This is a genomic window from Rhodococcus sp. EPR-147 (assembly GCF_001647185.1).
Classification (GTDB): Bacteria; Actinomycetota; Actinomycetes; order Mycobacteriales; family Mycobacteriaceae; genus Rhodococcoides.
Genome location: NZ_LVCU01000294.1, coordinates 1 through 22,869 on the forward strand (window position 1 = coordinate 1; position 22,869 = coordinate 22,869).

Below are 22,869 nucleotides of genomic sequence, written 5' to 3' on the forward strand. Positions count from 1 at the left end.
TGTGCCGGACGGCATCTCGAACGGTGGTGCCGACGGGCGTGAACACCGCTGGGGCCGAGAGTAATTCACCGACGGTGCGGCCCGCACTCCCCTCGACCGGCCCGCCGCGGTGCGCGGTGGCCGAGGTGACGGCGTCGGCCAGGAACGCCAGGCCGGTCGGCGTCGCGAACAACGGCCGAATCAGCTCGCCTGGCAATCGAATCACGATGCTCGGTTCCGTTGCTCGCGCACGGAATTCGACGGTTCCGCCGGAGAGCAGAGCCGAGAAGCCGAAGACACCACCGGGCCCGATGGTGTCGATCGGCACCTCGGTGGGAGAGGTGGCATCCGGGTGCGTGATCACCACACGCCCGGTGCGCACCACCCATACGGTGTCGGCAGCTGCCGAGACGTCGGTCCGCGGAGGGTCCACAACCCATGCCCCACCGCCGTACTCGCGTTCGACGGCCGAGGCAGCCAGCTCGGCCAGGACTGCCGGTGACGCGCCCTGAAACGGTGGATGCGCGCCGAGAAATTCGGCCAGCTCCGATCTATCCGCCACGGATCAGGTCGGCGCATTTCTCCGCCATGGTCATCACCGTGATGTTGGGATTGACGTACGGCAGCTTCGGCATCGCCGACGCGTCGACCACGCGCAGGTGCGCGATGCCCTTGACGCGCAACTCGGGATCCAGCACGGCCATGGTGTCGTCCACCGATCCCATTCGCGCCGTGCCTGCCGGGTGATAGACCGTGTTGTGGGTCTTGTGCACGTAGTCCAGCAGGTCGTCGTCGGTGACAGCATCGGGTCCGGGAGCAAGCTCTCGTTCGATCCAGCCTGCGAGCGGACCGTCCGCGGCAATCCGACGAGCCAGCTTCAGACCGGCGAGCATCACCGCGTCGTCGTGGCCGTCGGAGTCGGTGAAGTAACGCGGGTCCACCTTTGCCCGATCGCGAAAATCCCTGCTGCGCAACCGAACAGTGCCCCGCGAGCGCCCCTGGGTGACGTTGGGCGTGAGACAGAAACCGTTGTCGGGGGTCGGGTAGCCCCAGCGAAGGGTGTTCATGTCGAACGGCACGCTGCCGTAATGCATCATGATGTCCGGGTAGTTCAGCGAGTCGTCGGTCTGCGCGAACACGCCGATCTCCCACCACTGCGAGGACGTGGTGACCATCGGCTTGCTCGCCTCCCAGAACACCAGCCCCTCGACGTGGTCGTCGAGGTTCTCGCCCACTCCGGGTGAATCGACCCGAACGGTGATCCCCATCTCCTGCAACTGTGCCGCCGGTCCGATTCCGGAGAGCATCAACAACTTCGGCGTGTCGATGGCACCGGCGGTGACGATCACTTCGCGACGCGCCGAGACGGTGTCGTAGCCGGTGAGATCGGGGCGTTGGTACCGCACTCCGGTCGCGGTCAGCGATTCGTCGATCAGAATCTCGCTGATCCAGCAGTCCGTTCGCACCTCCAGGTTGGGGCGCGTGCCGATGATCGGATGCAGGTAGGCGTGTGAGGTCGACATACGCAAGCCGTCTTCGCCCGCATTGATCTGGAACCAGCCGGCACCGTTGAGTACCGGCGTTCCGCGGTTGAATGCGACCGTCGGAAGACCTATCCCGGCGGCCGATTCGAGCACTGCCGCACCGCACGGATCGTTCGGTGGCACGTCGCGAATACGCACCGGCCCGTCCTGGCCGCGACCGGTGTCGTTGCTCTCGACTCGCGCGACGAGCGGAAGGACGTCCGACGCGCCCCATCCCGTCGCGCCCGCAGCCGCCCAATCGTCGAGGGTTTCCGCCGGCGGGTGAAAGGCGATGCAGGAGTTGTGCGAGGAGCAGCCACCGAGCACTCTCGCCCGCGCGTGCCGCATGAAGCTGTTGCCGCGCTCCTGCGGTTCGACGGGATAGTCCCAGTCGTAGCCGGAGTCGAGTAAGTGCATCCACTCGGCCAGTTCGAGAATCGCCTTGTCGCCGACGTCGGTCGGCCCTGCTTCGACGAGGCAGACACTGACGGAGGGGTCCTCGCTCAGCCGAGCAGCGAGGACACACCCCGCCGTCCCGCCACCTGCGACGACGTAATCGAACTGGGTGTCTGTCACTGCACGCTCCTTCTAGTCGCCCGTGGAGGCATGTGATTTCAGAGTGCCGATGTGCTTGCGTCCCTTGACTGCGTACCACAGCAGGCCGACGCCCAGAATGCCGCCGATGTAGACGAACGCACCGAACGTGTTGTACCAGGGGGTTCCGTACACGGCCTCGCGCGGCCAGGCGAGGTTGATCGCCATCCCGGCGCCCCACACCACTGCCGCGATGTTCACCGGCAGGCCCCACCTGCCCATCGTGAAGTACCCGCCGGGCTTCAGGTCCTCCGGCGGCCACTCACCCTTGATTCGCTTGACCAACAGCGGCCCGGTGACCATCAGATACGCGAGGTAGATCATGATGATCGCGATCGACGTGAGGACGGTGAAGATCTGCGGCTGACCGATGTTGACGACGAGAATGACGATGGCCAGCACGCCGATGGTCACTGCGGGCACCACCGGGGTCTGGGTCTTCGGGTTCACCTTGGCCAGACTCTCGCCGAAGGGCAACGCATTGTCTCGCGCCATGGCGAACGTGAGCCGGATCGCCGCGGTGTGCACCGCCAGCGAGCAGACGAAGACCGCGATGACGATGCAGATGAGGAAGACGGTGCCCAGTGGGCCCCACATCACGGCTTCGACGATGGACTGCAAGCTACCGTCCGGGCTGCCGAGCGACGGATCGTCCAGATCGGGCGCGGCCATGACGGCGAACACCAGGATGGCTCCACCGATGACGAACGACGCGAGGATGGCGCGCAGGATCGCCTTCGGCGCGGTACGCCGGGGTTCGACGGTCTCCTCTCCGAGCGAGCTCGCAGTGTCGAAGCCGTACATCACGTAGCCCGACGCCAACGACGCCACCAGGAAGGCTCCGAGGTACCCGCCGCTCTCACCGGCACCGTAGCCGTTGGTGGAGAAGAACACCTCGGGGCCGCGGTTGATGTTGGCCGCGAGCAGAATCGCGATCAACACGGCCGCGATGAGCTCGATGAACACTCCTGCGCTGTTGATCATCGCCATCAGCCGGACCCCGAGCGCATTGATCGTCGTGGTGATGGCGATGAGGATCGCACCGAGCAGCACCGCGTTGGCCGCGAAATCACTGGCGCCGGAACCGTCACCGATGATCTGGAATCCGCTCCAGATACGGGGCAGATTCAGCTGCAATGCCAGCGCCACGGCGGACAGCGTCACGATCGAGGCCGTCAGCATCAACCAGCCCGCAGACCATCCGACGATTCTGCGGCCCAACAACTTCGCCCAGTTGTACACCGAACCCGCTACCGGATACTTCGCGGCCAGTTCCATGAAGCACAGTGCCACGCATAGCTGACCGACGAACACTGCAGGCCACGACCACAGATACGCCGGTCCGGCCGCACCGAATCCGAAATAGAACAGCTGGAACGTACCGGTGAGAATGGAGATGTAGCTGACGCCCGCAGCGAAGCTGGCGAATTTGCCGAGGCTTCGATCGAGTGACTCCTTGTAGCCGAAGTCGTCCATTCCGCTCGAACTGTCGTTCAGTAGTGCCATGCGCCTGGCCTTTCCGATCTTTTCGTTATCGGGTGCCGAACCACCCCGCCGCCGTGGGCGAGGTGTTGTGCCAAATATGCTTCGCCTCTTGATATTCGGACATTCCGGACGGACCGAGTTCACGGCCGTTGCCGGATTGCTTGAAACCGCCCCATTCTGCGGCCGCGGTGTAGACACCGAAGTCGTTGAGCCACACCGTTCCATGGCGAAGCCCACGCACCATTCTTTCGCCTCGCGCGGCGTCGGATGTCCGAACTCCCGCGGCGAGACCGTAATTCGTATCGTTACCCAGCAGGAGTGCTTCGGCCTCGGTGTCGAAGCGTTCCACAGTGAGTATGGGCCCGAATGTCTCCTCCTGCACGATATTCATCGACCGATCGCAATGGTCGAAAATCGTGGGCAGAAAGTAGCTACCGGCATCGAGTTCCGGATTGTCCGGTTCGGTGCCACCGATGACCAACGTCGCACCCTCTTCGATTCCGCCCGCGACGAAGGCTGCGATCTTCTCTCGCTGAGCCTGCGACACCAGCGGTCCGGTCTCGCTGGCCGGGTCCATACCCGGGCCGATCACGATGGTCTTCGCACGTTCGGCAACGGCAGCAACGAAACGGTCGGCGACCGATTCTTCGATGATGAGTCGGGTGCCTGCCGAACACACCTGACCCGAATGCAGAAAGACTCCGGTCAGGACGTTGTCGACCGAGTCGGCGAATGCCTGATCGTCGGCCACCGCGTCGGCGAACACGATATGTGGATTCTTGCCACCGAGCTCGACGGCCACCTTGGTGACGTTCTCGGCCGCCGCGGCCAAGATGTGCCTACCTGTCGCCAGCCCACCGGTGAAGGAAATGAAGTCGACGTCGCGGTTCCTGGTGAGCGCGTCCCCGAGAACCGCGCCGCTGCCCTGCAGCAGGTTGACCACACCGGCCGGCACTCCGGCTTCTTCCACCAACTTGGTGAACGCGATGGTGCTGAGCGGAGTCACCTCGCTCGGCTTGAGCACCATCGTGCAGCCGGCCGCCAACGCCGGGGCGATCTTCCACGAGATCTGCAGCAGCGGATAGTTCCACGGCGCGATCATGACGCAGACGCCGATCGGTTCGTGCACCACTCGGCTGATGATTTCGGGTCGGTCCACGTCGATCAGACGATCGGCCTCGACCACTGCGAGATCGGCGTAGAAGCGGAAGACCGACGTCACGTCGTCTATGTCGATTTCACTCTCGCCGAACGTCTTTCCGGTATCGAGAGTCTCGATACGCGCGAGCTCGGCCTTGTCTCTCTGGAGCAGATCTGCGATGCGATTCAACAGATTGCTGCGCTCACCCACCGTCACCGACCGCCACGGCCCGTCGTCGAACGCCGCCCGCGCCGAGGCCACCGCGCGCAGAGCGGCGTCCGGAGTTGCCTCGTCCACGACGGCGACCGTGCTGCCGTCCGCGGGGTTCACGATGTCTCGGGTTCCGCCGTCACCGGATCCCTGCCACTGCCCGTCGACGTACAACGAGGGCCGCAGCGCGGTCGGGTCGAATCCTGCATCGGAGTCGGTCACCGAAACACCTTCTTCCGTATGGGGGGTCGTGTCGTGTGTCTACGCTATGCCCTCAGCGCCCGGCGGTCCCGTCGATCCGTTCGTGAACCTCGTCTTCCCGCGGACCGATGCGCGAACATACCGTCCTCCCCGCCGAGAGGCATTGGCCTCCGCCCCTTTTCCTGCTGCGATTGTCGAACATGCGACGGCACTGTGTCGGACATGCAACAGCACAGTGCAGCGCAGCGCATTACGCTGGGATTCATGACTATCGAAGATGTGGGCGGCAGACGAACGGTGACGGCGGACGAACTTCTTCTCCTGGTGGGTGATCATCTGCTCATAGAGGAGGGTGTCGCGACCGGGTTCATCGAGAGCGCAGGCCAGGTTGCCGAGAGCGTGGCGGTGACGGTGACCGACGGCGTCGACGGAACCACGACGACCGAACGGGTGTTCCTTCCCGATGCCGAGGTGACCATCGAACCCGCCGATCGCGGACGCGCCCCTGTCACGATGTGAGGGCAGGACAATCCCTGCTCAGAAGTACATTCATGTAACTCGAACAACTCTGCTCGCTCAAGTCACACAGGCACCGAACTGAGCTAGGGTGGCGGAAACCCGTCACCGTTCGGAAGGACGTCAGCAGTGCGACAAGGCCGAGGACACCCGACCGTTCGCGTTGCCGTCGTGTCCTGTGCCGCTGCCCTCGCCGTCGGTTTCGGCTCGTTCACGGCAGTGGCCGATCCCGAGGCGTCGGCCCCGGCAACCGCCGCCGAGTCGGTCCGCTCGGCCGACGCAGATCAGTACAACAGCGCGCAGGACGCCTTGGTGAAGGGCCGCTACGACGACGGTTTCGCTGCCCTCGACGCACTCGCACTCGTCGCCCCGGACGACGCCAACGTGGCAGCGCTGCAGACGTTCTATGCCAACTCGACCGCCGACACCGATGCGCGTGCGCAACACTCGGCTCGTCTGCACACGCTGTCTCCCACCCTCGCCGATGCAGTCGACCGGGCCATCGCCGTCATCGACGAAGCCGCTACGGAGACAATCGACTTCGACCCGATCACCAACGGACCCCGCACCGCGATCGTGGTACTCGGTGTGGGCCTGAACGGCGACGGCAGCACGACCCCGGAGTTGGTGGAGCGTCTCCGCTCGGCCGTCGCCGCGGCGGAGCGCTCCCCCGATTCCCCCATCATCGTCACCGGCGGAAATCCGCATAGCGGCGTCACCGAGGCCGAGGCGATGCAGCGATGGCTCGTCGAGGAAGGCATCGCGGCCGACCGCATTCACATCGAATCGACCGCGAATTCGACGGTGCAGAACGCACAGCGCGCTACCACACTGGCCGCCGAGATCGGCGTCGACGATCTCGTGCTGGCGACGACCCCCAGTCATCTTCGACGAGCAATCTCCGACTTCGAGATCGCGGGCGGTGACGTGATCGGCGCTGCAACAGCAACTCCCGACGATCTTCCGGATCTGCCTGCACTCGCTCCGACGGCACGGTTGGGCATGACCGTCGATGCCACCAAGATCCTCGGGATCCCGCGCACCTACTGACGCGTCCACCCTCGCAGCACCGACTCCGTTCCGGCTTCGAACATCGCACGACGGGTCTCGTCGTCGGAGTTCGTCGGCATCGCCAGTTCCAACGACACCAGACCGTGCACGATCGCCCAGAACGAGTGGCTGATCAACTCGACCGGCGCCCCGGCCATGATGCCGTCCGCAACGGCGCGTGCCACCGCCGCCCGAAGCGGGTCCATCGCCGCGGATGCGAGTTGCGCCTCGTCGGATACATCGATCGAACCGAGCACTCCGCCGAACATCACCGCGTACAGATGCGGATTGCGTAGCGCCCAGTCTCGGTACGCGATAGCCAGTGCACGCAGATCGACCTCGGGATCGCCGGTGACCGGAACCTCGCGCTGAGCGTCCCCGAAGCTCGAGAACGACGTGGCGAACAGTGCCACGAGCAGCTCGGCGCGCCCCCCGAACAGTGAGTAGATGGCGGTGGTCGAGGTGCTCTGCGCAGCCGCGAGTTTACGTAGTGACAACGAGTCGACGCCCTGCTGCGCAACGGTTTCCGCCGCGGCCTCGAGTAGCCGAGTCCGCAACTCGGCGTCGTGAATTCTTGGTCTCGCCACTTGCGAAACCTACCACAACGGTGTTTTATAACAGTGTCACAAAACGCTTCGATCCTCGAACGGACGGGAACAAGTCATGCCAACCATCATCGACGGCCGCACCACGGTCGAATCCGAACGAGACACCGTCACGGTCTTCCTCATCGGAATGCGCATCAACAATCCCCTTGCCGTTCGCTCCTGGTTACCTGCGGTGCGGGCGATGCCGCGGATGCTCGGCCATCTCGAGCGGGATCCCGCATCCGGGCTGCTCGGCTACCACTCGTGGTTGGGACGCACCACCATGCTGGTCAGTTATTGGCGCAACGCCGAGGACCTCACCCGGTTCGCCTCCGACCCCGACGCACCACATGCACCCGCCTGGCGCGCCTTCAATCGATCGGTAGCCGCAACCCGCCACGTCGGAGTGTGGCACGAAACCTATACCGCGACAGCACAGAACAGTGAGGCGATCTACGTCAACATGCCTACGTTCGGACTCGCGGGAGCCATCGGTGGACTCCCGGTCGGTACCGGCTCGCACACGTGGAAGCAGCGAATGAAGTCTGCGCAGTAACAGCTCGACGGTTACAGGAAGTTCCCGGCACGCGCAGCCAGGTCGAGAACGGGCTGCGGGAAGACTCCGAGGGCCACGGTGACCACCACCAAGACCCCGATCGCGCACGACACCGACGCCGTCGGCCGCACGATCGTGGCGGTCCGCTCTCCTGGATCGGTGAAGAACATCAGCACGATCACCCGCACGTAGAAGAACGCTGCAATCGCGCTGCACACCACTCCGACCACGACCAGTGCCGCTCCCCCAGCGCCCGAGGCAGCGCTGAACACCGCGAACTTGCCGATGAACCCACTGGTGAGTGGAATGCCGGCGAACGAGAGCAGGAACAACCCGAACACTGCCGCGACCAGCGGTGAGCGACGGCCGATTCCGGCCCACCGTTCCAGATCGCTCACTTCACCGCGTTCGTCGCGCGCCAACCCGATGATCGCGAACCCTCCGAGAGTGCTGAAGGCATAGGCCAGCAGATAGAACATCGTGGCCGACACACCGGAATCACCCACATCACCCGAATCACCCAGTGCCGTCACTCCGGTGAGGATGAATCCGGTGTGCGCGACGGACGAGTACGCCAGCATCCGTTTGACATCGGTCTGCGTCACCGCGACAACGGAACCCAGCACCATGGTCGCGATGGCCACGACCCACAGCATCGGCCGCCAACTCGATTCGAGACCGGGAAGCGCCACCCCGAAGATGCGAAGAATCGCACCGAACGCCGCGACCTTGGTCACCGTGGCCATCAGAGCTGTCACCGGAGTGGGGGCACCCTGGTAGACGTCGGGAATCCACGAATGGAACGGCACAGCACCGACCTTGAACAACAGACCCACCGCGAGCAGGGCGGTTCCGATCAGCGCGAGCGATCTGCCCTGACCGTCCTCCGCGATCGCGTCGGCGATGCCGTCCAACCGAACGGTTCCGGCGTACCCGTACAGGAAGGCAACCCCGAACAGAAAGAATGCGGACGAGAACGCGCCCAGCAGAAAGTATTTGAGGGCAGCTTCCTGCGAGAGCAACCGACGTCGTCGGGCCAGTCCGCAGAGCAGATACAGCGGCAACGACAACACCTCCAGCGCCACGAACATCGTCAACAGATCCGTGGACGCCGGAAACAGCAACATGCCGCCGATCGCGAACATCGCCAGAGGAAACACCTCGGTCTGGGCGACGCCTGCGTCGATGGCCTCCTTCTCCGCCACGCTGCCCGGAGTGGTCGATGCCTGCGGGGTGAACGAATCGATGCGACGCTCGGCACCGGCCCCGGTGACTGCAACGGTGCGCTCCGCCAACAGCGCGATCGCCGGAATCGACACCAGCACAATGGTTCCCTGCAGAAACAGCGTCGGACCGTCGATCGCGACCGCGCCGGACATCGCCGACGCCTCGGTGCCTGCCAGACCCAGGATGGCCGCCAGCGCCGCCACCAGTCCCGCGAGAGCGAGACCCAGATGCGTGATCCGACGGGCCCGCAGCGGCACGAACGCCTCGACGAGAACACCGAGAACTGCGACCGAGAACACGATCAGCATCGGTGCCAGCAGACCGTACTGCACCTCGGGTGTGGTCATCGCTGACCTCCTGAACTGTCGACGATCGTGGATTGCACTGCCGGGCTGATGACATCGAGCGCAGGTTTCGGATACACACCGAGCACGATCAGCAACGCGATCAACGGCACCACCACGGCCAGTTCGCGGCGAACGAGATCGGGCACCGTCTCGTTGCCCTCCCGGACCGGCCCGGTCATGACGCGTTGGTAGAGCCACAGTATGTAGATCGCCGACAGCACGAGGGCTCCGGCGGCCACTATCGCGGCGACTCCGTATCGACCGAACGTGCCGATCAGCACGAGGAATTCGCTCACGAACGGGGCGAGGCCGGGTAGCGAGAGCGTGGCGAGTCCCGAGATCAGGAACGTTCCGGCGAGCACCGGTGCCACCTTCTGCACACCGCCGTAGTCGGCGATCGCTCGTGATCCTCGACGCGACACGAGGAAGCCTGCGATCAAGAACAGTGCGGCCGTGGAGATTCCATGGTTGACCATGTACAGCGTGGCACCGGCCTGACTCTGACCGGTCATGGCGAAGATCCCGAGGATGATGAATCCGAAGTGTGAAATCGACGTGTAGGCAATCAGTCTCATCATGTCGGTCTGGCCGATCGCCAGTATCGCGCCGTAGACGATGCCGATGACCGCGAGAGTGATGATCCACGGCGCGAACGTCTGCGACGAGCCGGGAAAGAGCTCGAGACAGAACCGCAGCATCGCGAACGTGCCGACCTTGTCCACCACCGACATCATCAGCACCGCAGTCGCGGGCGTGGACTGCACTGCGGCGTCGGGTAGCCACGAGTGGAACGGCCACAACGGTGCCTTGATAGCGAACGCGAACATGAAGCCGAGGAACAGTGCGTTCAGAACCATCGGATCCACACCGAGTCCGCCCGATGCCGCCGCGTCGGCGATCACGCGCAGATCGAATGTCCCGCCGTCGAAAGGCCCGTCGGGTCGCGCGGTCACCACGTACAGGCCGATGACGGCAGCCAACATGATCAGACCGCCGAACAGGTTGTACAACAGGAACTTCACCGCGGCGCGCGTTCGATGCACTCCCCCGAAACCACCGATGAGGAAGTACATCGGAATCAGCATCGCCTCGAAGAAGATGTAGAACAACAACACGTCCAACGCGAGGAACGACACGAGCACCATCGACTCGACCACAAGGATCAACGCCATGTACGTGTGCGACACCCGACGGGAGCCGTAATTCGCGACGCGACTGCCGTCGTACCAGCCCGCGACGAGCAGCAAGGGCGTGAGAACGGTGGTGAGCAACACCAGGACCAGGCCGATTCCATCGAGTCCGAGGGTGTACCGCGCACCGAAAGCCGCTATCCACGAATGGTCTTCGACGAATTGGTACCGATCACCACCGGAGTCGAACGACACTGCCAGGGCGACCGACACGGCCAGTGTTCCGGCAGCGAAACCCACTGCGACACTGCGCGCGACGGTCGGGCGAGCGGCGGGCACCAGGGCGACGACGATCGCACCGAGCATCGGGAGCACCCACAGGACGGTCAACCAGGGAGTCGTCACAGAGCCACCACCATCAGTACCACGAGAACGGCTCCCGCGAACATCGCCAACGCATACGACCGCACATAGCCCGTCTGCAGCCGCCCGGACCGCGTCGATGCGCCACCGATCGAGCTCCCCACCCCGTCCACGACGGCGTCGATACCGTTGTCTGCGTGCACCAGTGCGCGCGTGAGTGTCTGCCCTGGCCGCATGAATGCCGCCTCGTTGACGGCATCTCCGTAGAGATCGGCACGTGCAGCTCGGGTCAGGGGCGAGACATCCTCGGGTGGTGTCGGCGGAACCTCGTTCGCGATGTACTTGCGGTACGCGATGCTCGCACCCACCAGCACGACCACCAGGACCGCGACGGTGACCAACCAGGCCGGAATCGCGTGCTCCTCGTGTTCCGATCCCACCACCGGTTCCAGCCATGCCTCGAGGCGCCCACCCACCGCGAGGAAGGCTCCCGACGCCACCGAGCCGACGGCCAACACGATCATAGGGACGGTCATCGTCGCCGTCGCCTCGTGCGGATGTGCCTGCGCAGACCAGCGTTTCGGACCGAAGAACGTCAACAGCATCACCCGAGTCATGTAGAAGGCCGTCAGCCCTGCACCGAGCAATGTCACGCAGCCGAGAATCGGACCTGCCACTCCCTCGGCGGCGAATGCAACCTCGATGATCGGATCCTTGGCGAAGAAGCCGGAGAACGGCGGCAGTCCGATGATCGCGAGATAGCCGAGGCCGAACGTGACGAACGTGATCGGCATCGCGGCGCGGAGTCCACCGAACCGTCGCATGTCGGTCTCGTCGTTCATCGCGTGCATCACCGAGCCCGCGCCCAGGAACAAGCCCGCTTTGAAGAAGCCGTGCGAGATCAACAGCACGATGGCGTAGGCGTAACCGGAGGGGCCGAGCCCGGCCGCGAGCACCATGTACCCGATCTGACTCATCGTCGACGCCGCGAGCGCCTTCTTGATGTCGTCCTTCGCACAACCGATGACGGCACCGAACAGCAAGGTGACCGCACCGACGGTGACGGTGGCCGCGCGGGCGGTGGGCGACGCCTCGAACACCGGTCCGGAGCGCACGATGAGATACACCCCGGCCGTGACCATCGTGGCCGCGTGAATCAATGCCGACACCGGTGTCGGGCCCTCCATGGCGTCCCCGAGCCACGACTGCAGCGGCACCTGCGCAGACTTTCCACACGCCGCCAACAGCAACATCAGCGCCATGGCGGTCGCCACCGACTCGCTCGCCTCGCCGATTCCGGCGAACACGTCGTCGTACTGCACGGAGCCGAAGTTCACGAACATGATCATCAGCGCAACGGCCAGGCCGATGTCACCGACTCGGTTGACCACGAACGCTTTTCGGGCAGCCGATGCAGCCGACGGCTTGTGCTGCCAGAAGCCGATCAGCAGATACGACGCCAGACCGACTCCCTCCCACCCCAGGTAGAGGCCCAGGAAGTTGTCGGCCAGAACAAGCAGCAGCATGGCGGCGAGAAACAGGTTGAGGTACGCGAAGAAGCGCCGCCGCTCGGCGTCGTGGCTCATGTAGCCGATCGAGTACACGTGAATGAGCGACCCGACTCCGGTGATCAGCAGGACGAAACAGATCGACAGTTGATCTGCGCGCAAGCCGAAGTCGACCTGCAGTTCGTCGACCGGAACCCACCGAAACAGGGTCTGGGTGAGCATCCTGTTCGACTCGTCACGCCCGAGCATCGAGGCGAACACCACCGCGGCCACCACGAACGACGACACCGCTGCCGCCGTCGCGACCAGATGCCCCCAGGAGTTGCAGCGCCGGCCACCGAGCAACAGGAACGCCGCACCGAACGCCGGCAGAGCCGGAAGAAGCCACAGGATCGACATCGTTGTTCCCCCGTCAGTTCTTCATCAGTGAATTCTCGTCCATGGAGATAGAACGCCGAGAACGGAAGATGGCCATGATGATGGCCAGGCCCACCACCACCGCGACAGCGCCGACCACCATGGTGAAGAACGCGAACAACTGCCCGTCGAGATTGCCGTGCATGCGGGAGAACGTCACGAACGCGAGATTGACTGCGTTGAGCATCAATTCGATACACATGAACACGATGATGGCGTTGCGCCTGACTATCACGCCTGCCGCGCCGATCGTGAACAGCAGAACGGACAGGTAGAGATAGTTCTCCGGATTCATCGCTCGTCACGCTCGATCCGAGGATCCGCAAACATGGCATTGACGGAGGACTCGGATTCGGTTCCGTCGGGCAACAGAGCGCGGCGATCCACCCCGTTGTGGCGGGCGTACACCCCCGGACTCGGCAACGGTGTCACCCTCGAACCATCGCGGAATCGATCCCGGGCCATTTCTCGCTGACCCTTGACCGGCCCCAGAGCTTCCCGGTGCGCCAGAATCATCGCCCCGATGGTGGCAGTGATCAGCAGTGCCCCGGTCAACTCGAACGCCCACACGTACTCGACGAAGATCAGCTCGGCCAGGCCCTCGACGTTTCCGGTGGAGTTGACGGCGTCGAGACCGGCGAAGTCGAGCCGACCGCTCCGGACCGAATCGCGCAGCAGCACCCCGATGATCAACAGCCCGAAACCGATTCCGATGACGACGGCCGCGATGCGGTGCCCGCGCAGGGTTTCGGTCAGCGACTCCGAGGTGTCGACTCCGACGAGCATCAGCACGAACAGGAACAGCATCATGACCGCACCGGTGTAGACGACGATCTGCACGACACCGAGGAACAACGCCCCCTGCGCCATGTAGAAGGTCGCCAGCACCACCATCGTTGCAGCGAGGAACAATGCCGAGTAGACGGCTTTGGTACTCACCACCACGCCGAGTGCACCGATGACGGCTACGACGCCGAGGGTCCAGAACTGCACTGCCTCACCGGTGGACGTGGCCTCGAGGGCGAGCTGAGCGATGGCAGTCATCGAACCGGACCGCCCTCGGTTTCGTTTGTTTTCTCATCGCCGGTGACGATGCCGCGGTAGTAGTCCTCCGCCGAACGGCCCGGAGCCATCGCGTGCGGCGGGGCCACCATGTCCGGCTCGAGCGGAGCCAGCAGGGAGTCCTTCTCGTAGATCAGATCGGCTCGGTTGTCACCGGCGAGTTCGTACTCGTTGGTCATCGTGAGAGCCCTGGTCGGGCAGGCCTCCACACACAATCCACACCCGATGCACCGCAGGTAATTGATCTGATAGACCCCGCCGTAGCGCTCACCCGGAGAGAACCTCTCGGTCTCGGTGTTGTCGGCCCCTTCGACGTAGATGGCGTCGGCCGGGCAGGCCCACGCGCAAAGCTCGCAGCCGATGCACTTCTCGAGACCGTCGGCGTACCGATTGAGCTGATGACGACCGTGGTAGCGAACCTCTGTCGGCTTCTTCTCTTCCGGATACAACTCCGTCTCGGCCTTCTTGAACATCGTCGCGAAGGTGACCCCGAAACCGGCTATGGGACCGAGAAATTCAGGCATCGGCGTTCTCCTTCGGTGACCTGGCGGCGGGTGAGCGCACACCGGCGTGCCGGCTCGGAAAAGTCGAGCCCTGCGTGGGAATGGGAGGTATCGGGAATCCGCCTGCCACAGCATCGAACTCGGCGACGGGTACAGGAGGCGGCACGTTCCGTTCTCGTGCACGCCTGCGCACCATCAGCAGCAACGCACCCAGCACGGCCACCGCGAAGATCATCGACACGCCGAACGTGACCACTGGTACGTCGTACCGATCGGCCCCGAGTACCCGCACCGTCGCGATCACCATGACCCAGATCAGGGCAACCGGAATGAGAATCTTCCAGCCGAAGTTCATGAACTGGTCGTAGCGCAGCCTCGGCAGCGTCGAACGCAGCCAGATGAACACGAACAGGAACACCCAGACCTTGAGGGTGAACCACAGCACCGGCCACCACCCCGAATTGGCACCGCTCCACAGACTCAACGGAATCGGAGCCTGCCAGCCACCGAGGAACAGCGTGGTCGCGAGTGCCGACACGGTGACCATGTTGATGTACTCGGCGAGCATGAACATGGCGAAACGGAGAGACGAGTACTCCGTGTGGAATCCGCCCACCAGCTCACCCTCCGCCTCGGGCAGATCGAACGGAGCGCGGTTGGTTTCGCCGACCATCGCCGTCACGTACACCAGGAACGACGGCAGCAGCAGAAACACGTACCAGGTGTTCTGTTGCGCAGCAACGATTCCGGAAGTCGACATGGTCCCGGCGTACAGGAAGACCGCCGCGAACGACAGGCCCATCGCGACCTCGTAGGAAATCACCTGTGCCGTCGAACGCAGCGCACCGAGCAGCGGATAGGTCGAACCCGACGCCCACCCCGCCAACACGATCCCGTACACACCCACCGACGTGACCGCGAGAATGTACAGAACACCCACCGGCAGGTCGGTCATCTGCAGCGGCGTCGTCGTACCGAACACCGACACCTCGGGACCGAACGGAATCACGGCGAAGGCCATGAACGCAGGAACCACCGAAATGATCGGAGCCAGAACGTAAATCGGCTTGTCGACGCCGGTCGGAGTGATCCCCTCCTTCAACGCCAGCTTGATCCCGTCCATCAGCGACTGCAACAGACCCCACGGGCCCACCCGGTTGGGCCCCACCCGCATCTGCATCCACGCCATGATCTTGCGTTCGGCGTAGATCGCGACCAGCGGCGTCAACACCAGGAAGACGAAGACCGCCAGGGCTTTACCGACAACCAACCACCACGGGTCGTTGCCGAACATCGACAGATCGGTCGGCGCGGCCACGATCATGACTGCCCACCTTGGGGTCGTTCCGCAGAACTGCGACGGATACTCACCACTGCGCCGGACCGAACACCCAGCGAGCGATACACCGTCGAACCGGGCGAGTTCATCGGTATCCACACCACGGTGTCGGGCAGATCGGTGATCGTCAGCGGCAACGTGATCGAGCCATGGTCCGTCGCAACACTCACCAGATCGCCGGTCTCGGCTCCGGTCGCCGAGGCCGTTGCCGCAGACAGCCGAACGGTAGGTGCGCGACCGGTCGCGGCGAGATTGTCCTCCCCATCCTGCATTCGTCCCGCATCGATGAGCATCCGCCACGTGGCCAGAATCGCCTGTCCCGGACCGAGGGTCGGAACGTCCGCGCGGGGTGCCACCCGGGCCACCGCGGTGCGCGGGCCGTTCCACACACCGAGGCGAGCCAACTCGGCGCGTACCGCTGCCGCGTCGGGCACGGCCAGTTCGACGCCCATCTGCGCGGCGATGGCGTCGAGGATGCGTTGATCCGGCATCACCGCGCCTGCACCGAGTGCAGTGTCGAACGTACGGGGTCGGCCTTCCCAGTCGACGAAAGTTCCCGACTTGTCGACCACCGGTGCCACTGGGAACACCACGTCGGCCCGCTCGGTGACCGCGCTGTGGCGCAGTTCGAGGCTCATCACGAACGCCGATCGGTCCAATGCGTCGAGTGCCTCCCGGGGGTCCGGCAGATCGTCGAGATCGATTCCCGCCGTGACCAGAGCGCGATCCGGTCCTGTGTCGGCCAGGATCGCTGCGGTGTCGCGGCCCACCTCCGCCGGCAACTCGGGCACTCCCCAGACCGCGGCCACCTCGGCGCGCGCAGCCGCATCGGCAACAGGACGCCCGCCGGGCAGGACGTTCGGCAGCGCCCCTGCGTCGAGCGCACCGCGTTCGCCGGCGCGTCGAGGAATCCAGGCCAGACTCGCGCCGGTGTCGTCCGCCAGTTTCGATGCCGCCGCCAGACCACCGGGAACGCAGCCGAGCCGCTCGCCCACGAGAACGATCGCACCGGGCTCCCGGAGGAGGTGTGCAATCGATTCGGTGCCGCGATCGCCGACGTGCAACGCATCGAGCCAGCCCGGCTCCTCGCCGGGAACCGACTGCAGCAGGACGCCGTCCAGCTTCCGTAGGCCCCGGGTGGAGAACGGCGCGATCGATGCCACCACCACTGCGCTCGTGCGGTGCGCCTTACGCAGCCTCAGGAACACCAGGGGTGACTCTTCCTCGGGCTCGAAGCCGACCAGCAGCACCACGGGGGCGTTCTCGAGATCGGAGTAGGTGACCCCCAACCCGGTCGCCGCGATACGACCGGCCAGGAAACTTGCTTCCTCGGCGCTGTGATCCCGATTGCGGAAGTCGATGTCGTTGGTGGCCAGAACTTTTCGGGCGAACTTGGCATAGGCGTAGGAGTCTTCGAGAGTCGATCGTCCGCCCACGAGTACCGCGGCACGTCCGACCGACCCGGCCAATCCCGTTGCCGCAGCCGCCAATGCAGCCGACCACGACGTTTCGATCAACTCCCCGGATTCGTCGCGGATCATCGGCGAGGTGATGCGGTCGGGTTCGGTGGCGTACTTGAATGCCCACCGGCCCTTGTCGCAGTTCCATTCCTCGTTGACCTGGGGATCGTCACCGGCCAGCCGTCGCAGGACCTTCCCACGTCGATGGTCCGTGCGTTGAGCACAGCCCCCTGCGCAGTGCTCGCACACGCTCGGCGACGAGGTGAGGTCGTACGGGCGCGCCCGGAACCGATACTCGGTGTTGGTCAGCGCACCCACCGGACAGATCTGCACGGTGTTGCCCGAGAAGTAGGAGTCGAACGGCTCGTCGCCGAAGATCCCCACCTGTTGAATCGCACCACGTTCGAGTAGCTCGATGGACGGATCGCCGGCCACTTGAGCTGCGTAGCGAGTGCATCGCGCACACAGGACGCACCGTTCGCGGTCCAGCAACACCTCGGCCGACAGCGGAATCGGCTTGGGGTACGTGCGTTTGGTCTCGACGAACCTGGACTCGGCCCGGCCCGCAGCCATCGCCTGGTTCTGCAGCGGACACTCACCGCCCTTGTCACACACCGGGCAATCGAGCGGATGGTTGATCAGCAGCAGCTCCATGACGCCGCGTTGCGCCTTCTCCGCCGACTCCGATGTCACTTGGGTGCGCACGATCATGCCCTCGGCCACTGTCGTGGTGCAGGACGCCAACGGCTTGCGCTGCCCTTCGACGTCGACCAGGCATTGCCGGCACGCCCCCACCGGATCGAGCAGCGGGTGATCGCAGAAGCGCGGAATCTGCACGCCCATCAGCTCGGCGGCGCGAATCACCAACGTGCCCTTGGGAACACTGATCTCGTGGTCGTCGATGGTCAGTGTCACCATTTCGACCGGAGTGACCGATTGCTCCGTCTGTGCCGTCATGACGTCAGCTCCTCTGCCATCAGGGTCGATCGGTGTGGATCGAATGGGCATGCCTGTTCGGTGACGTGTCGGATGTATTCGTCGCGGAAGTACTTCAGCGAGGACACGATCGGGCTTGCGGCTCCGTCTCCCAACGCGCAGAACGATTTTCCGGCGATGCCGTCCGCGATGTCGAGCAGTGTCGTGAGGTCGGCTTCGGTACCGGTTCCGCCGTCGAGGCGGCGCAGTATCTGCACCAACCAGTAGGTTCCTTCTCGGCACGGCGTGCATTTGCCGCAGGATTCGTGAGCGTAGAACTCCGTCCATCGCAACACTGCTCGCACGACGCAGGTCGTGTCGTCGAAGATCTGCAAGGCCTTGGTACCCAACATCGATCCGGCGGCACCGACGCCCTCGTAGTCGAGCGGCACGTCCAGGTGTTCGCCGGTGAACATCGGTGTCGACGATCCTCCCGGTGTCCAGAACTTGAGCTCGTGACCGGTCCGGATACCGCCCGCGTAGTCCAGCAGTTCCCGCAGAGTGATGCCCAGCGGGGCCTCGTACTGGCCGGGCCGACACACGTGGCCGGAGATCGAGTAGAGGGTGAACCCGGGTGACTTCTCGCTTCCCATCGACCGGAACCATTCGATGCCCTTGCGCAGGATCACCGGGACGCTGGCGATGGATTCGACGTTGTTGACCACCGTCGGCCGCGCGTACAGGCCCGCCACCGCAGGGAACGGTGGACGCAGTCGGGGTTGACCTCGTCGCCCCTCCAGCGAGTCGAGCAGCGCCGTCTCCTCGCCGCAGATGTAGGCCCCGGCCCCGGCATGGATCACCAGCTCGAGGTCGAACCCCGATCCGAGGAGGTTCTTGCCCAGGTAGCCGGCGGCGTAGGCCTCGGCAACTGCGGCCTGCAGTCTGCGCAGCACCGGTACCACTTCGCCGCGAACGTAGACGAATGCGTGCGATGCACGTATTGCGTAGGCCGCGATGATGATTCCTTCGATCAACGTGTGCGGGCTCGCCATCATCAAGGGCATGTCCTTGCAGGTGCCCGGCTCCGACTCGTCGGCGTTGACCACCAGATAGTGAGCTTTCCCGTCACCCTGTGGAATGAAGCTCCACTTCGTTCCGGTGGGGAATCCCGCCCCGCCACGGCCGCGCAGGCCGGAGTCCTTGACGAACGCGATGAGATCGTCGGGGTCCATGGCGAGGGCCTTCTCGAGCCCCCGATAGCCGTCGTGACTGCGGTAGGTGTCGAGTGTCCACGAGTCCTTCTCGTCCCAGAACTCGCTCAGCACCGGCGTCAGGGCCATGTCATTTCCCCTTCGTCGGTGGGTCGGTTTCGGTGGTGTTCGGCTGCGGCGGAACGGTCGCCGAGGGTGCCGGAGCCGGTTTCTCGCGCACCGTTTCCGCCACTGCTTAGGAACCGAGATCGGGATGGTCGTCCGGGGAGCCGGCAACGGCCTGGGGAGCCGTCATCGAGTGCTCGCGGGCGTACCGCAGGCCGGCGAGACTGGCTTCGCCTGCGCTGACGGTAGATTCGAGTGCCCCCGGTCGGTCGTCGGCGAAGCCGGCCAGAATTCGCTCGGTCTCGCGGAACGTGCACAGCGGAGCGCCGCGGGTCGGGGTCACCTGAGCGCCGGATCGAAGCGCGTCGACCAGTTCCCGCGCCGACGCCGGAGTTCTGTTGTCGAAGAATTCCCAGTTGACCATCATCACCGGCGCGAAGTCGCAGGCGGCGTTGCACTCGATGTGCTCGAGGGTGATGGTGCCGTCGGCGGTGGTTCCGCCGTGGTCGATCTCGAGGTGATCCCGCAGGGCGTCCATGATGGCGTCGCCGCCCATGACGGCGCACAGGGTGTTGGTGCACACTCCCACCCGGTAGTTTCCGGTGGGCTCGCGGCGGTACATCGAGTAGAAGGTCGCGACCGCGGTGACCTCTGCTCCGGTGAGATCGAGTATGTCGGAACAGAATTCGATTCCGGCCGGCGTGAGATATCCGTCCTCGGATTGCACCAGGTGCAGCAGCGGTAGCAACGCCGATCTGGCCTGAGGATAACGGGCGAGGACGATGTCGGCGTCGGCACGCAGGCGGGCACGAACGTCGGCGGGATAGGACGCACGTGTGTCGGGGCCGACCAGTTGTACTGCTTCCTCGGGGCGGGCTCCGAGTTGGACGAGCACCGGCTCCGAGCGTGGCGTGGTCATCGGTCCACCCCGCCCATCACCGGATCGATACTGGCGACGGCAGCGATGACGTCGGAGATCATGCCGCCCTCGCACATCGCGGCAACCGCCTGCAGGTTGGTGAAGGAGGGGTCTCTGAAATGCACTCGGTACGGCCGAGTTCCACCGTCACTGACGATGTGCACACCCAGTTCGCCTCGCGGCGATTCCACCGTGGACAGCACTTGGCCCGCCGGCACACGCATGCCCTCGGTCACCAATTTGAAGTGGTGGATCAACGACTCCATCGAGGTGTCCATGATGGTGCGCACGTGGTCCTGAGAATTGCCGAGACCATCGGGTCCGGAGACGAGTTCGGCCGGCCAGGCGATCTTCTTGTCGTCGATGACCACCGGTCCGGGCCGAAGACGATCGAGAGTCTGCTCGACGATCTTGAGCGATTCCTTCATCTCTTCGACGCGAATCAGATAGCGCCCGTAGCAGTCGCATCCGGTGTCGGTGACGACATCGAACTCGTAGTTCTCGTACCCGCAGTAGGGGTCGGACCGGCGCAGATCGTAGGGAAGTCCGGTCGATCGGAGCACCGGCCCGGTGACGCCAAGGGCCATGCATCCAGTGAGGTCCAGGTAGCCGACGTTCTCGGTTCTGGCCTTCCAGATCGGGTTGTCGTTGAGCATGAGTTCGAGATCGCGTAGCCGTCCGGGAAGAACCCGCAGCAACTCGCGAACCTTGTCGATCGCATCGGCGGGCAGGTCCTGAGACAAGCCGCCGGGACGGATGTAGGCGTGGTTCATTCGGAGTCCGGTGATGGCCTCGAAGACATCGAGAATCAGCTCGCGCTCCCGGAAGCCGAACAGCATCGCCGTCACGGCACCCAATTCCATTCCACCCGTGGCCAATGCAACGAGGTGCGACGAGATCCGATTGAGCTCCATCAGCATCACCCGGATCACCGTCGCGCGCTCGGGAATGTCGTCGGTGATGTCGAGCAGCTTCTCCACCCCTAGGCAGTACGCGGTCTCGTTGAAGAAGGGCGAGAGATAGTCCATCCGAGTGACGAACGTGACGCCCTGAGTCCAGTTGCGATACTCGAGATTCTTCTCGATACCGGTGTGCAGGTACCCGATTCCACACCGGGCCTCGGTGACGGTCTCGCCTTCGATCTCGAGAATCAACCGAAGCACACCATGGGTGGACGGGTGCTGCGGACCCATGTTGACCACGATGCGTTCCGTGGTCGACCCGCGCGCAAGTTCGACCACGTCGTCCCAGTCCTGGCCCGACACTGCATAAATGGTTTCGTCCGTTGCGCTCATCAGTTGTACGACCTGCGCTCGTTGGGAGGCGCGACCCGAGCGCCCTTGTACTCGATGGGAATTCCGCCCAGGGGATAGTCCTTGCGTTGCGGGTGTCCGACCCAGTCGTCCGGCATCTCGATCCGCGTCAGCGCGGGATGACCGTCGAACACGATGCCGAAGAAGTCGTAGACCTCGCGTTCGTGCCAGTCGTTGGTCGGATAGACCGCACAGAGCGACGGTGTGTGCGGATCCGAATCGGGCACAGCGACTTCGAGTCGCAGGCGGCGTCCGTGGGTGATGGACACCAGATGGTAGACCGCGCGCAGTTCCCGGCCGACCTGATCGGGGTAGTGCACACCCGATGCCCCGGTGCACAATTCGAATCTCAGTTCCTCGTCGTCACGGAGAGCGCGGGCCACGGCGGGCACGTGTTCTCGCGAGAGATGCAGCGTCAGTTCGTCGCGAAAGATCACGGCACGCTCGACGGCGTCCTCGAACGGCACGGCCGCGTCACCGGTGTCGAGGACCGCGGCCAATCGATCGACCACGGCGTCGAAGTAGCTGCCGTAGGGCCGGACAGCCGTGTCCACCGATGCCAACGGCGGCTGCAACCGGCCGTAGCCGGAGGTGTCACCGCTCCCCCGGACGCCGAACATTCCGCGGGGTCCGTGCGGCGTCATCTCAGCAGCCCCTTCAGATCGATGGTCGGGGTGGACGCCAACGCCGCAGCCTCGGCGGCCGCGCGCACCTGCTCGCGATTGACACCCAGCGGCATCTGCTGAATCTTTTTGTGCAGCTCCAAGATTGCGTTGAGCAGCATCTCGGGTCGGGGCGGACAACCGGGTAGATAGATGTCGACGGGAACGATGTGGTCGACGCCCTGCACCACCGCATAGTTGTTGAACATTCCGCCCGAGGACGCGCAAACGCCCATGGCCAGGACCCATTTCGGTTCCGCCATCTGGTCGTACACCTGCCGCAGCACGGGTGCCATCTTCTGGCTGACACGGCCTGCCACGATCATCAGGTCCGCCTGTCGCGGAGACGCACGGAACGCTTCCATGCCGAATCGCGCGAGATCGAACCGACCGGAGGTGGTGGCCATCATCTCGATCGCGCAGCACGCGAGACCGAAGGTCGCGGGCCACAACGAACCCTTACGAGCGTATCCGGCCAACCCCTCTACGGTGGTCAGCAGAAATCCGCTGGGTAGCTTCTCTTCGAGTCCCATCGATCACACTCTT

At 64.4% G+C, this 22,869-nt stretch carries 21 protein-coding genes; 3 read left to right on the plus strand and 18 right to left on the minus strand.

Annotation, left to right across the window (positions count from 1 at the left end):
• The 4 genes from A2J02_RS13955 to A2J02_RS13970 form a co-directional block, all read right to left on the minus strand.
• Positions 1 to 541, minus strand: a 541-nt coding sequence (locus A2J02_RS13955; protein WP_231893999.1) for a Crp/Fnr family transcriptional regulator, incomplete at its 3' end; no start/stop codon positions are given.
• On the minus strand, positions 531 to 2,078 hold the full coding sequence (locus A2J02_RS13960) for a GMC family oxidoreductase (RefSeq protein WP_068050723.1): 1,548 nt from the start codon (positions 2,076 to 2,078) through the stop codon (positions 531 to 533). The genes A2J02_RS13960 and A2J02_RS13955, both read right to left, overlap by 11 nt.
• Positions 2,079 to 2,090: 12 nt before the next feature.
• Positions 2,091 to 3,602, minus strand: coding sequence for an APC family permease (locus A2J02_RS13965; RefSeq protein ID WP_068050724.1), 1,512 nt, complete (start codon positions 3,600 to 3,602; stop codon positions 2,091 to 2,093).
• A 25-nt stretch (positions 3,603 to 3,627) separates the two neighbouring features.
• Complete coding sequence (locus A2J02_RS13970) at positions 3,628 to 5,118, minus strand: aldehyde dehydrogenase family protein (protein WP_442971475.1); 1,491 nt, start codon at positions 5,116 to 5,118, stop codon at positions 3,628 to 3,630.
• Between the two features lie 279 nt (positions 5,119 to 5,397).
• Between A2J02_RS13970 and A2J02_RS13975 the strand changes: the two genes are divergently transcribed.
• Both A2J02_RS13975 and A2J02_RS13980 read left to right on the plus strand, forming a co-directional pair.
• Positions 5,398 to 5,652 carry a hypothetical protein gene (locus A2J02_RS13975; protein WP_068050740.1) on the plus strand — a complete coding sequence of 85 codons (255 nt, stop codon included), beginning with the start codon at positions 5,398 to 5,400 and terminating at the stop codon, positions 5,650 to 5,652.
• 126 nt (positions 5,653 to 5,778) lie between these two features.
• Positions 5,779 to 6,699, plus strand: coding sequence for a YdcF family protein (locus tag A2J02_RS13980; RefSeq protein ID WP_082899035.1), 921 nt, complete (start codon positions 5,779 to 5,781; stop codon positions 6,697 to 6,699).
• Here the strand turns inward: A2J02_RS13980 and A2J02_RS13985 are convergent.
• Positions 6,693 to 7,286, minus strand: a complete 594-nt coding sequence (locus A2J02_RS13985; protein WP_068050726.1) for a TetR/AcrR family transcriptional regulator — start codon at positions 7,284 to 7,286, stop codon at positions 6,693 to 6,695. The genes A2J02_RS13980 and A2J02_RS13985 overlap by 7 nt on opposite strands.
• A 76-nt stretch (positions 7,287 to 7,362) precedes the next feature.
• Between A2J02_RS13985 and A2J02_RS13990 the strand changes: the two genes are divergently transcribed.
• Complete coding sequence (locus tag A2J02_RS13990) at positions 7,363 to 7,842, plus strand: DUF4188 domain-containing protein (RefSeq protein WP_068050727.1); 480 nt, start codon at positions 7,363 to 7,365, stop codon at positions 7,840 to 7,842.
• Between the two features lie 11 nt (positions 7,843 to 7,853).
• Here A2J02_RS13990 and nuoN read toward each other — a convergent pair whose 3' ends face one another.
• The 13 genes from nuoN to A2J02_RS14055 all read right to left on the minus strand — a co-directional run bounded on the left by nuoN (position 7,854) and on the right by A2J02_RS14055 (position 22,856).
• Positions 7,854 to 9,416, minus strand: a complete 1,563-nt coding sequence (gene nuoN, locus A2J02_RS13995) for an NADH-quinone oxidoreductase subunit NuoN (protein ID WP_068050728.1) — start codon at positions 9,414 to 9,416, stop codon at positions 7,854 to 7,856.
• On the minus strand, positions 9,413 to 10,912 hold the full coding sequence (locus A2J02_RS14000; RefSeq protein WP_068050742.1) for an NADH-quinone oxidoreductase subunit M: 1,500 nt from the start codon (positions 10,910 to 10,912) through the stop codon (positions 9,413 to 9,415). Before A2J02_RS14000 ends, nuoN begins: the two co-directional genes overlap by 4 nt.
• 35 nt (positions 10,913 to 10,947) lie before the next feature.
• Positions 10,948 to 12,816 carry an NADH-quinone oxidoreductase subunit L gene (gene nuoL, locus A2J02_RS14005; protein ID WP_068050729.1) on the minus strand — a complete coding sequence of 623 codons (1,869 nt, stop codon included), beginning with the start codon at positions 12,814 to 12,816 and terminating at the stop codon, positions 10,948 to 10,950.
• A 13-nt stretch (positions 12,817 to 12,829) separates the two neighbouring features.
• On the minus strand, positions 12,830 to 13,129 hold the full coding sequence (gene nuoK, locus A2J02_RS14010; protein ID WP_068050730.1) for an NADH-quinone oxidoreductase subunit NuoK: 300 nt from the start codon (positions 13,127 to 13,129) through the stop codon (positions 12,830 to 12,832).
• Positions 13,126 to 13,878, minus strand: coding sequence for an NADH-quinone oxidoreductase subunit J (locus A2J02_RS14015; protein WP_068050731.1), 753 nt, complete (start codon positions 13,876 to 13,878; stop codon positions 13,126 to 13,128). The genes nuoK and A2J02_RS14015 overlap by 4 nt, the downstream gene beginning before the upstream one ends.
• The gene (gene nuoI / locus A2J02_RS14020; RefSeq protein WP_068050732.1) at positions 13,875 to 14,420 is read right to left on the minus strand and encodes an NADH-quinone oxidoreductase subunit NuoI; all 546 of its coding nucleotides are present in this window, start codon (positions 14,418 to 14,420) and stop codon (positions 13,875 to 13,877) included. The genes A2J02_RS14015 and nuoI overlap by 4 nt, the downstream gene beginning before the upstream one ends.
• Positions 14,413 to 15,723, minus strand: coding sequence for an NADH-quinone oxidoreductase subunit NuoH (nuoH, locus tag A2J02_RS14025; protein ID WP_068050733.1), 1,311 nt, complete (start codon positions 15,721 to 15,723; stop codon positions 14,413 to 14,415). Before nuoH ends, nuoI begins: the two co-directional genes overlap by 8 nt.
• Positions 15,720 to 18,155, minus strand: a complete 2,436-nt coding sequence (locus A2J02_RS14030) for an NADH-quinone oxidoreductase subunit G (RefSeq protein WP_068050734.1) — start codon at positions 18,153 to 18,155, stop codon at positions 15,720 to 15,722. The genes nuoH and A2J02_RS14030 overlap by 4 nt, the downstream gene beginning before the upstream one ends.
• Positions 18,152 to 19,453, minus strand: a complete 1,302-nt coding sequence (nuoF, locus tag A2J02_RS14035) for an NADH-quinone oxidoreductase subunit NuoF (protein ID WP_068050735.1) — start codon at positions 19,451 to 19,453, stop codon at positions 18,152 to 18,154. The genes A2J02_RS14030 and nuoF overlap by 4 nt, the downstream gene beginning before the upstream one ends.
• Before the next feature lie 106 nt (positions 19,454 to 19,559).
• Entirely contained in the window at positions 19,560 to 20,348 is a 789-nt protein-coding gene (nuoE, locus tag A2J02_RS14040; protein ID WP_068050736.1) for an NADH-quinone oxidoreductase subunit NuoE, read from the minus strand.
• Positions 20,345 to 21,643, minus strand: coding sequence for an NADH dehydrogenase (quinone) subunit D (gene nuoD, locus A2J02_RS14045; RefSeq protein WP_068050737.1), 1,299 nt, complete (start codon positions 21,641 to 21,643; stop codon positions 20,345 to 20,347). The genes nuoE and nuoD overlap by 4 nt, the downstream gene beginning before the upstream one ends.
• Positions 21,643 to 22,305, minus strand: coding sequence for an NADH-quinone oxidoreductase subunit C (locus A2J02_RS14050; RefSeq protein ID WP_068050738.1), 663 nt, complete (start codon positions 22,303 to 22,305; stop codon positions 21,643 to 21,645). The genes nuoD and A2J02_RS14050 overlap by 1 nt, the downstream gene beginning before the upstream one ends.
• Positions 22,302 to 22,856 (minus strand): NuoB/complex I 20 kDa subunit family protein, encoded by a 555-nt coding sequence (locus A2J02_RS14055; RefSeq protein WP_068050739.1) that lies wholly within the window; start codon positions 22,854 to 22,856, stop codon positions 22,302 to 22,304. The genes A2J02_RS14050 and A2J02_RS14055 overlap by 4 nt, the downstream gene beginning before the upstream one ends.
• Between the last annotated feature and the right edge of the window lie 13 nt (positions 22,857 to 22,869).

What these genes read in the sequence shown, in the direction of transcription:
- A2J02_RS13965 (WP_068050724.1), bottom strand. Translation starts at nt 3,602, where the DNA reads ATGGCACTACTGAACGACAGTTCGAGCGGAATGGACGACTTCGGCTAC.
- A2J02_RS13975 (WP_068050740.1), top strand. Translation starts at nt 5,398, where the DNA reads ATGACTATCGAAGATGTGGGCGGCAGACGAACGGTGACGGCGGACGAA.
- A2J02_RS13990 (WP_068050727.1), top strand. Translation starts at nt 7,363, where the DNA reads ATGCCAACCATCATCGACGGCCGCACCACGGTCGAATCCGAACGAGAC.
- nuoN (WP_068050728.1), bottom strand. Translation starts at nt 9,416, where the DNA reads ATGACCACACCCGAGGTGCAGTACGGTCTGCTGGCACCGATGCTGATC.
- A2J02_RS14000 (WP_068050742.1), bottom strand. Translation starts at nt 10,912, where the DNA reads ATGCTCGGTGCGATCGTCGTCGCCCTGGTGCCCGCCGCTCGCCCGACC.
- nuoL (WP_068050729.1), bottom strand. Translation starts at nt 12,816, where the DNA reads ATGTCGATCCTGTGGCTTCTTCCGGCTCTGCCGGCGTTCGGTGCGGCG.
- nuoK (WP_068050730.1), bottom strand. Translation starts at nt 13,129, where the DNA reads ATGAATCCGGAGAACTATCTCTACCTGTCCGTTCTGCTGTTCACGATC.
- A2J02_RS14015 (WP_068050731.1), bottom strand. Translation starts at nt 13,878, where the DNA reads ATGACTGCCATCGCTCAGCTCGCCCTCGAGGCCACGTCCACCGGTGAG.
- nuoI (WP_068050732.1), bottom strand. Translation starts at nt 14,420, where the DNA reads ATGCCTGAATTTCTCGGTCCCATAGCCGGTTTCGGGGTCACCTTCGCG.
- nuoH (WP_068050733.1), bottom strand. Translation starts at nt 15,723, where the DNA reads ATGATCGTGGCCGCGCCGACCGATCTGTCGATGTTCGGCAACGACCCG.
- A2J02_RS14030 (WP_068050734.1), bottom strand. Translation starts at nt 18,155, where the DNA reads ATGACGGCACAGACGGAGCAATCGGTCACTCCGGTCGAAATGGTGACA.
- nuoF (WP_068050735.1), bottom strand. Translation starts at nt 19,453, where the DNA reads ATGGCCCTGACGCCGGTGCTGAGCGAGTTCTGGGACGAGAAGGACTCG.
- nuoE (WP_068050736.1), bottom strand. Translation starts at nt 20,348, where the DNA reads ATGACCACGCCACGCTCGGAGCCGGTGCTCGTCCAACTCGGAGCCCGC.
- nuoD (WP_068050737.1), bottom strand. Translation starts at nt 21,643, where the DNA reads ATGAGCGCAACGGACGAAACCATTTATGCAGTGTCGGGCCAGGACTGG.
- A2J02_RS14050 (WP_068050738.1), bottom strand. Translation starts at nt 22,305, where the DNA reads ATGACGCCGCACGGACCCCGCGGAATGTTCGGCGTCCGGGGGAGCGGT.
- A2J02_RS14055 (WP_068050739.1), bottom strand. Translation starts at nt 22,856, where the DNA reads ATGGGACTCGAAGAGAAGCTACCCAGCGGATTTCTGCTGACCACCGTA.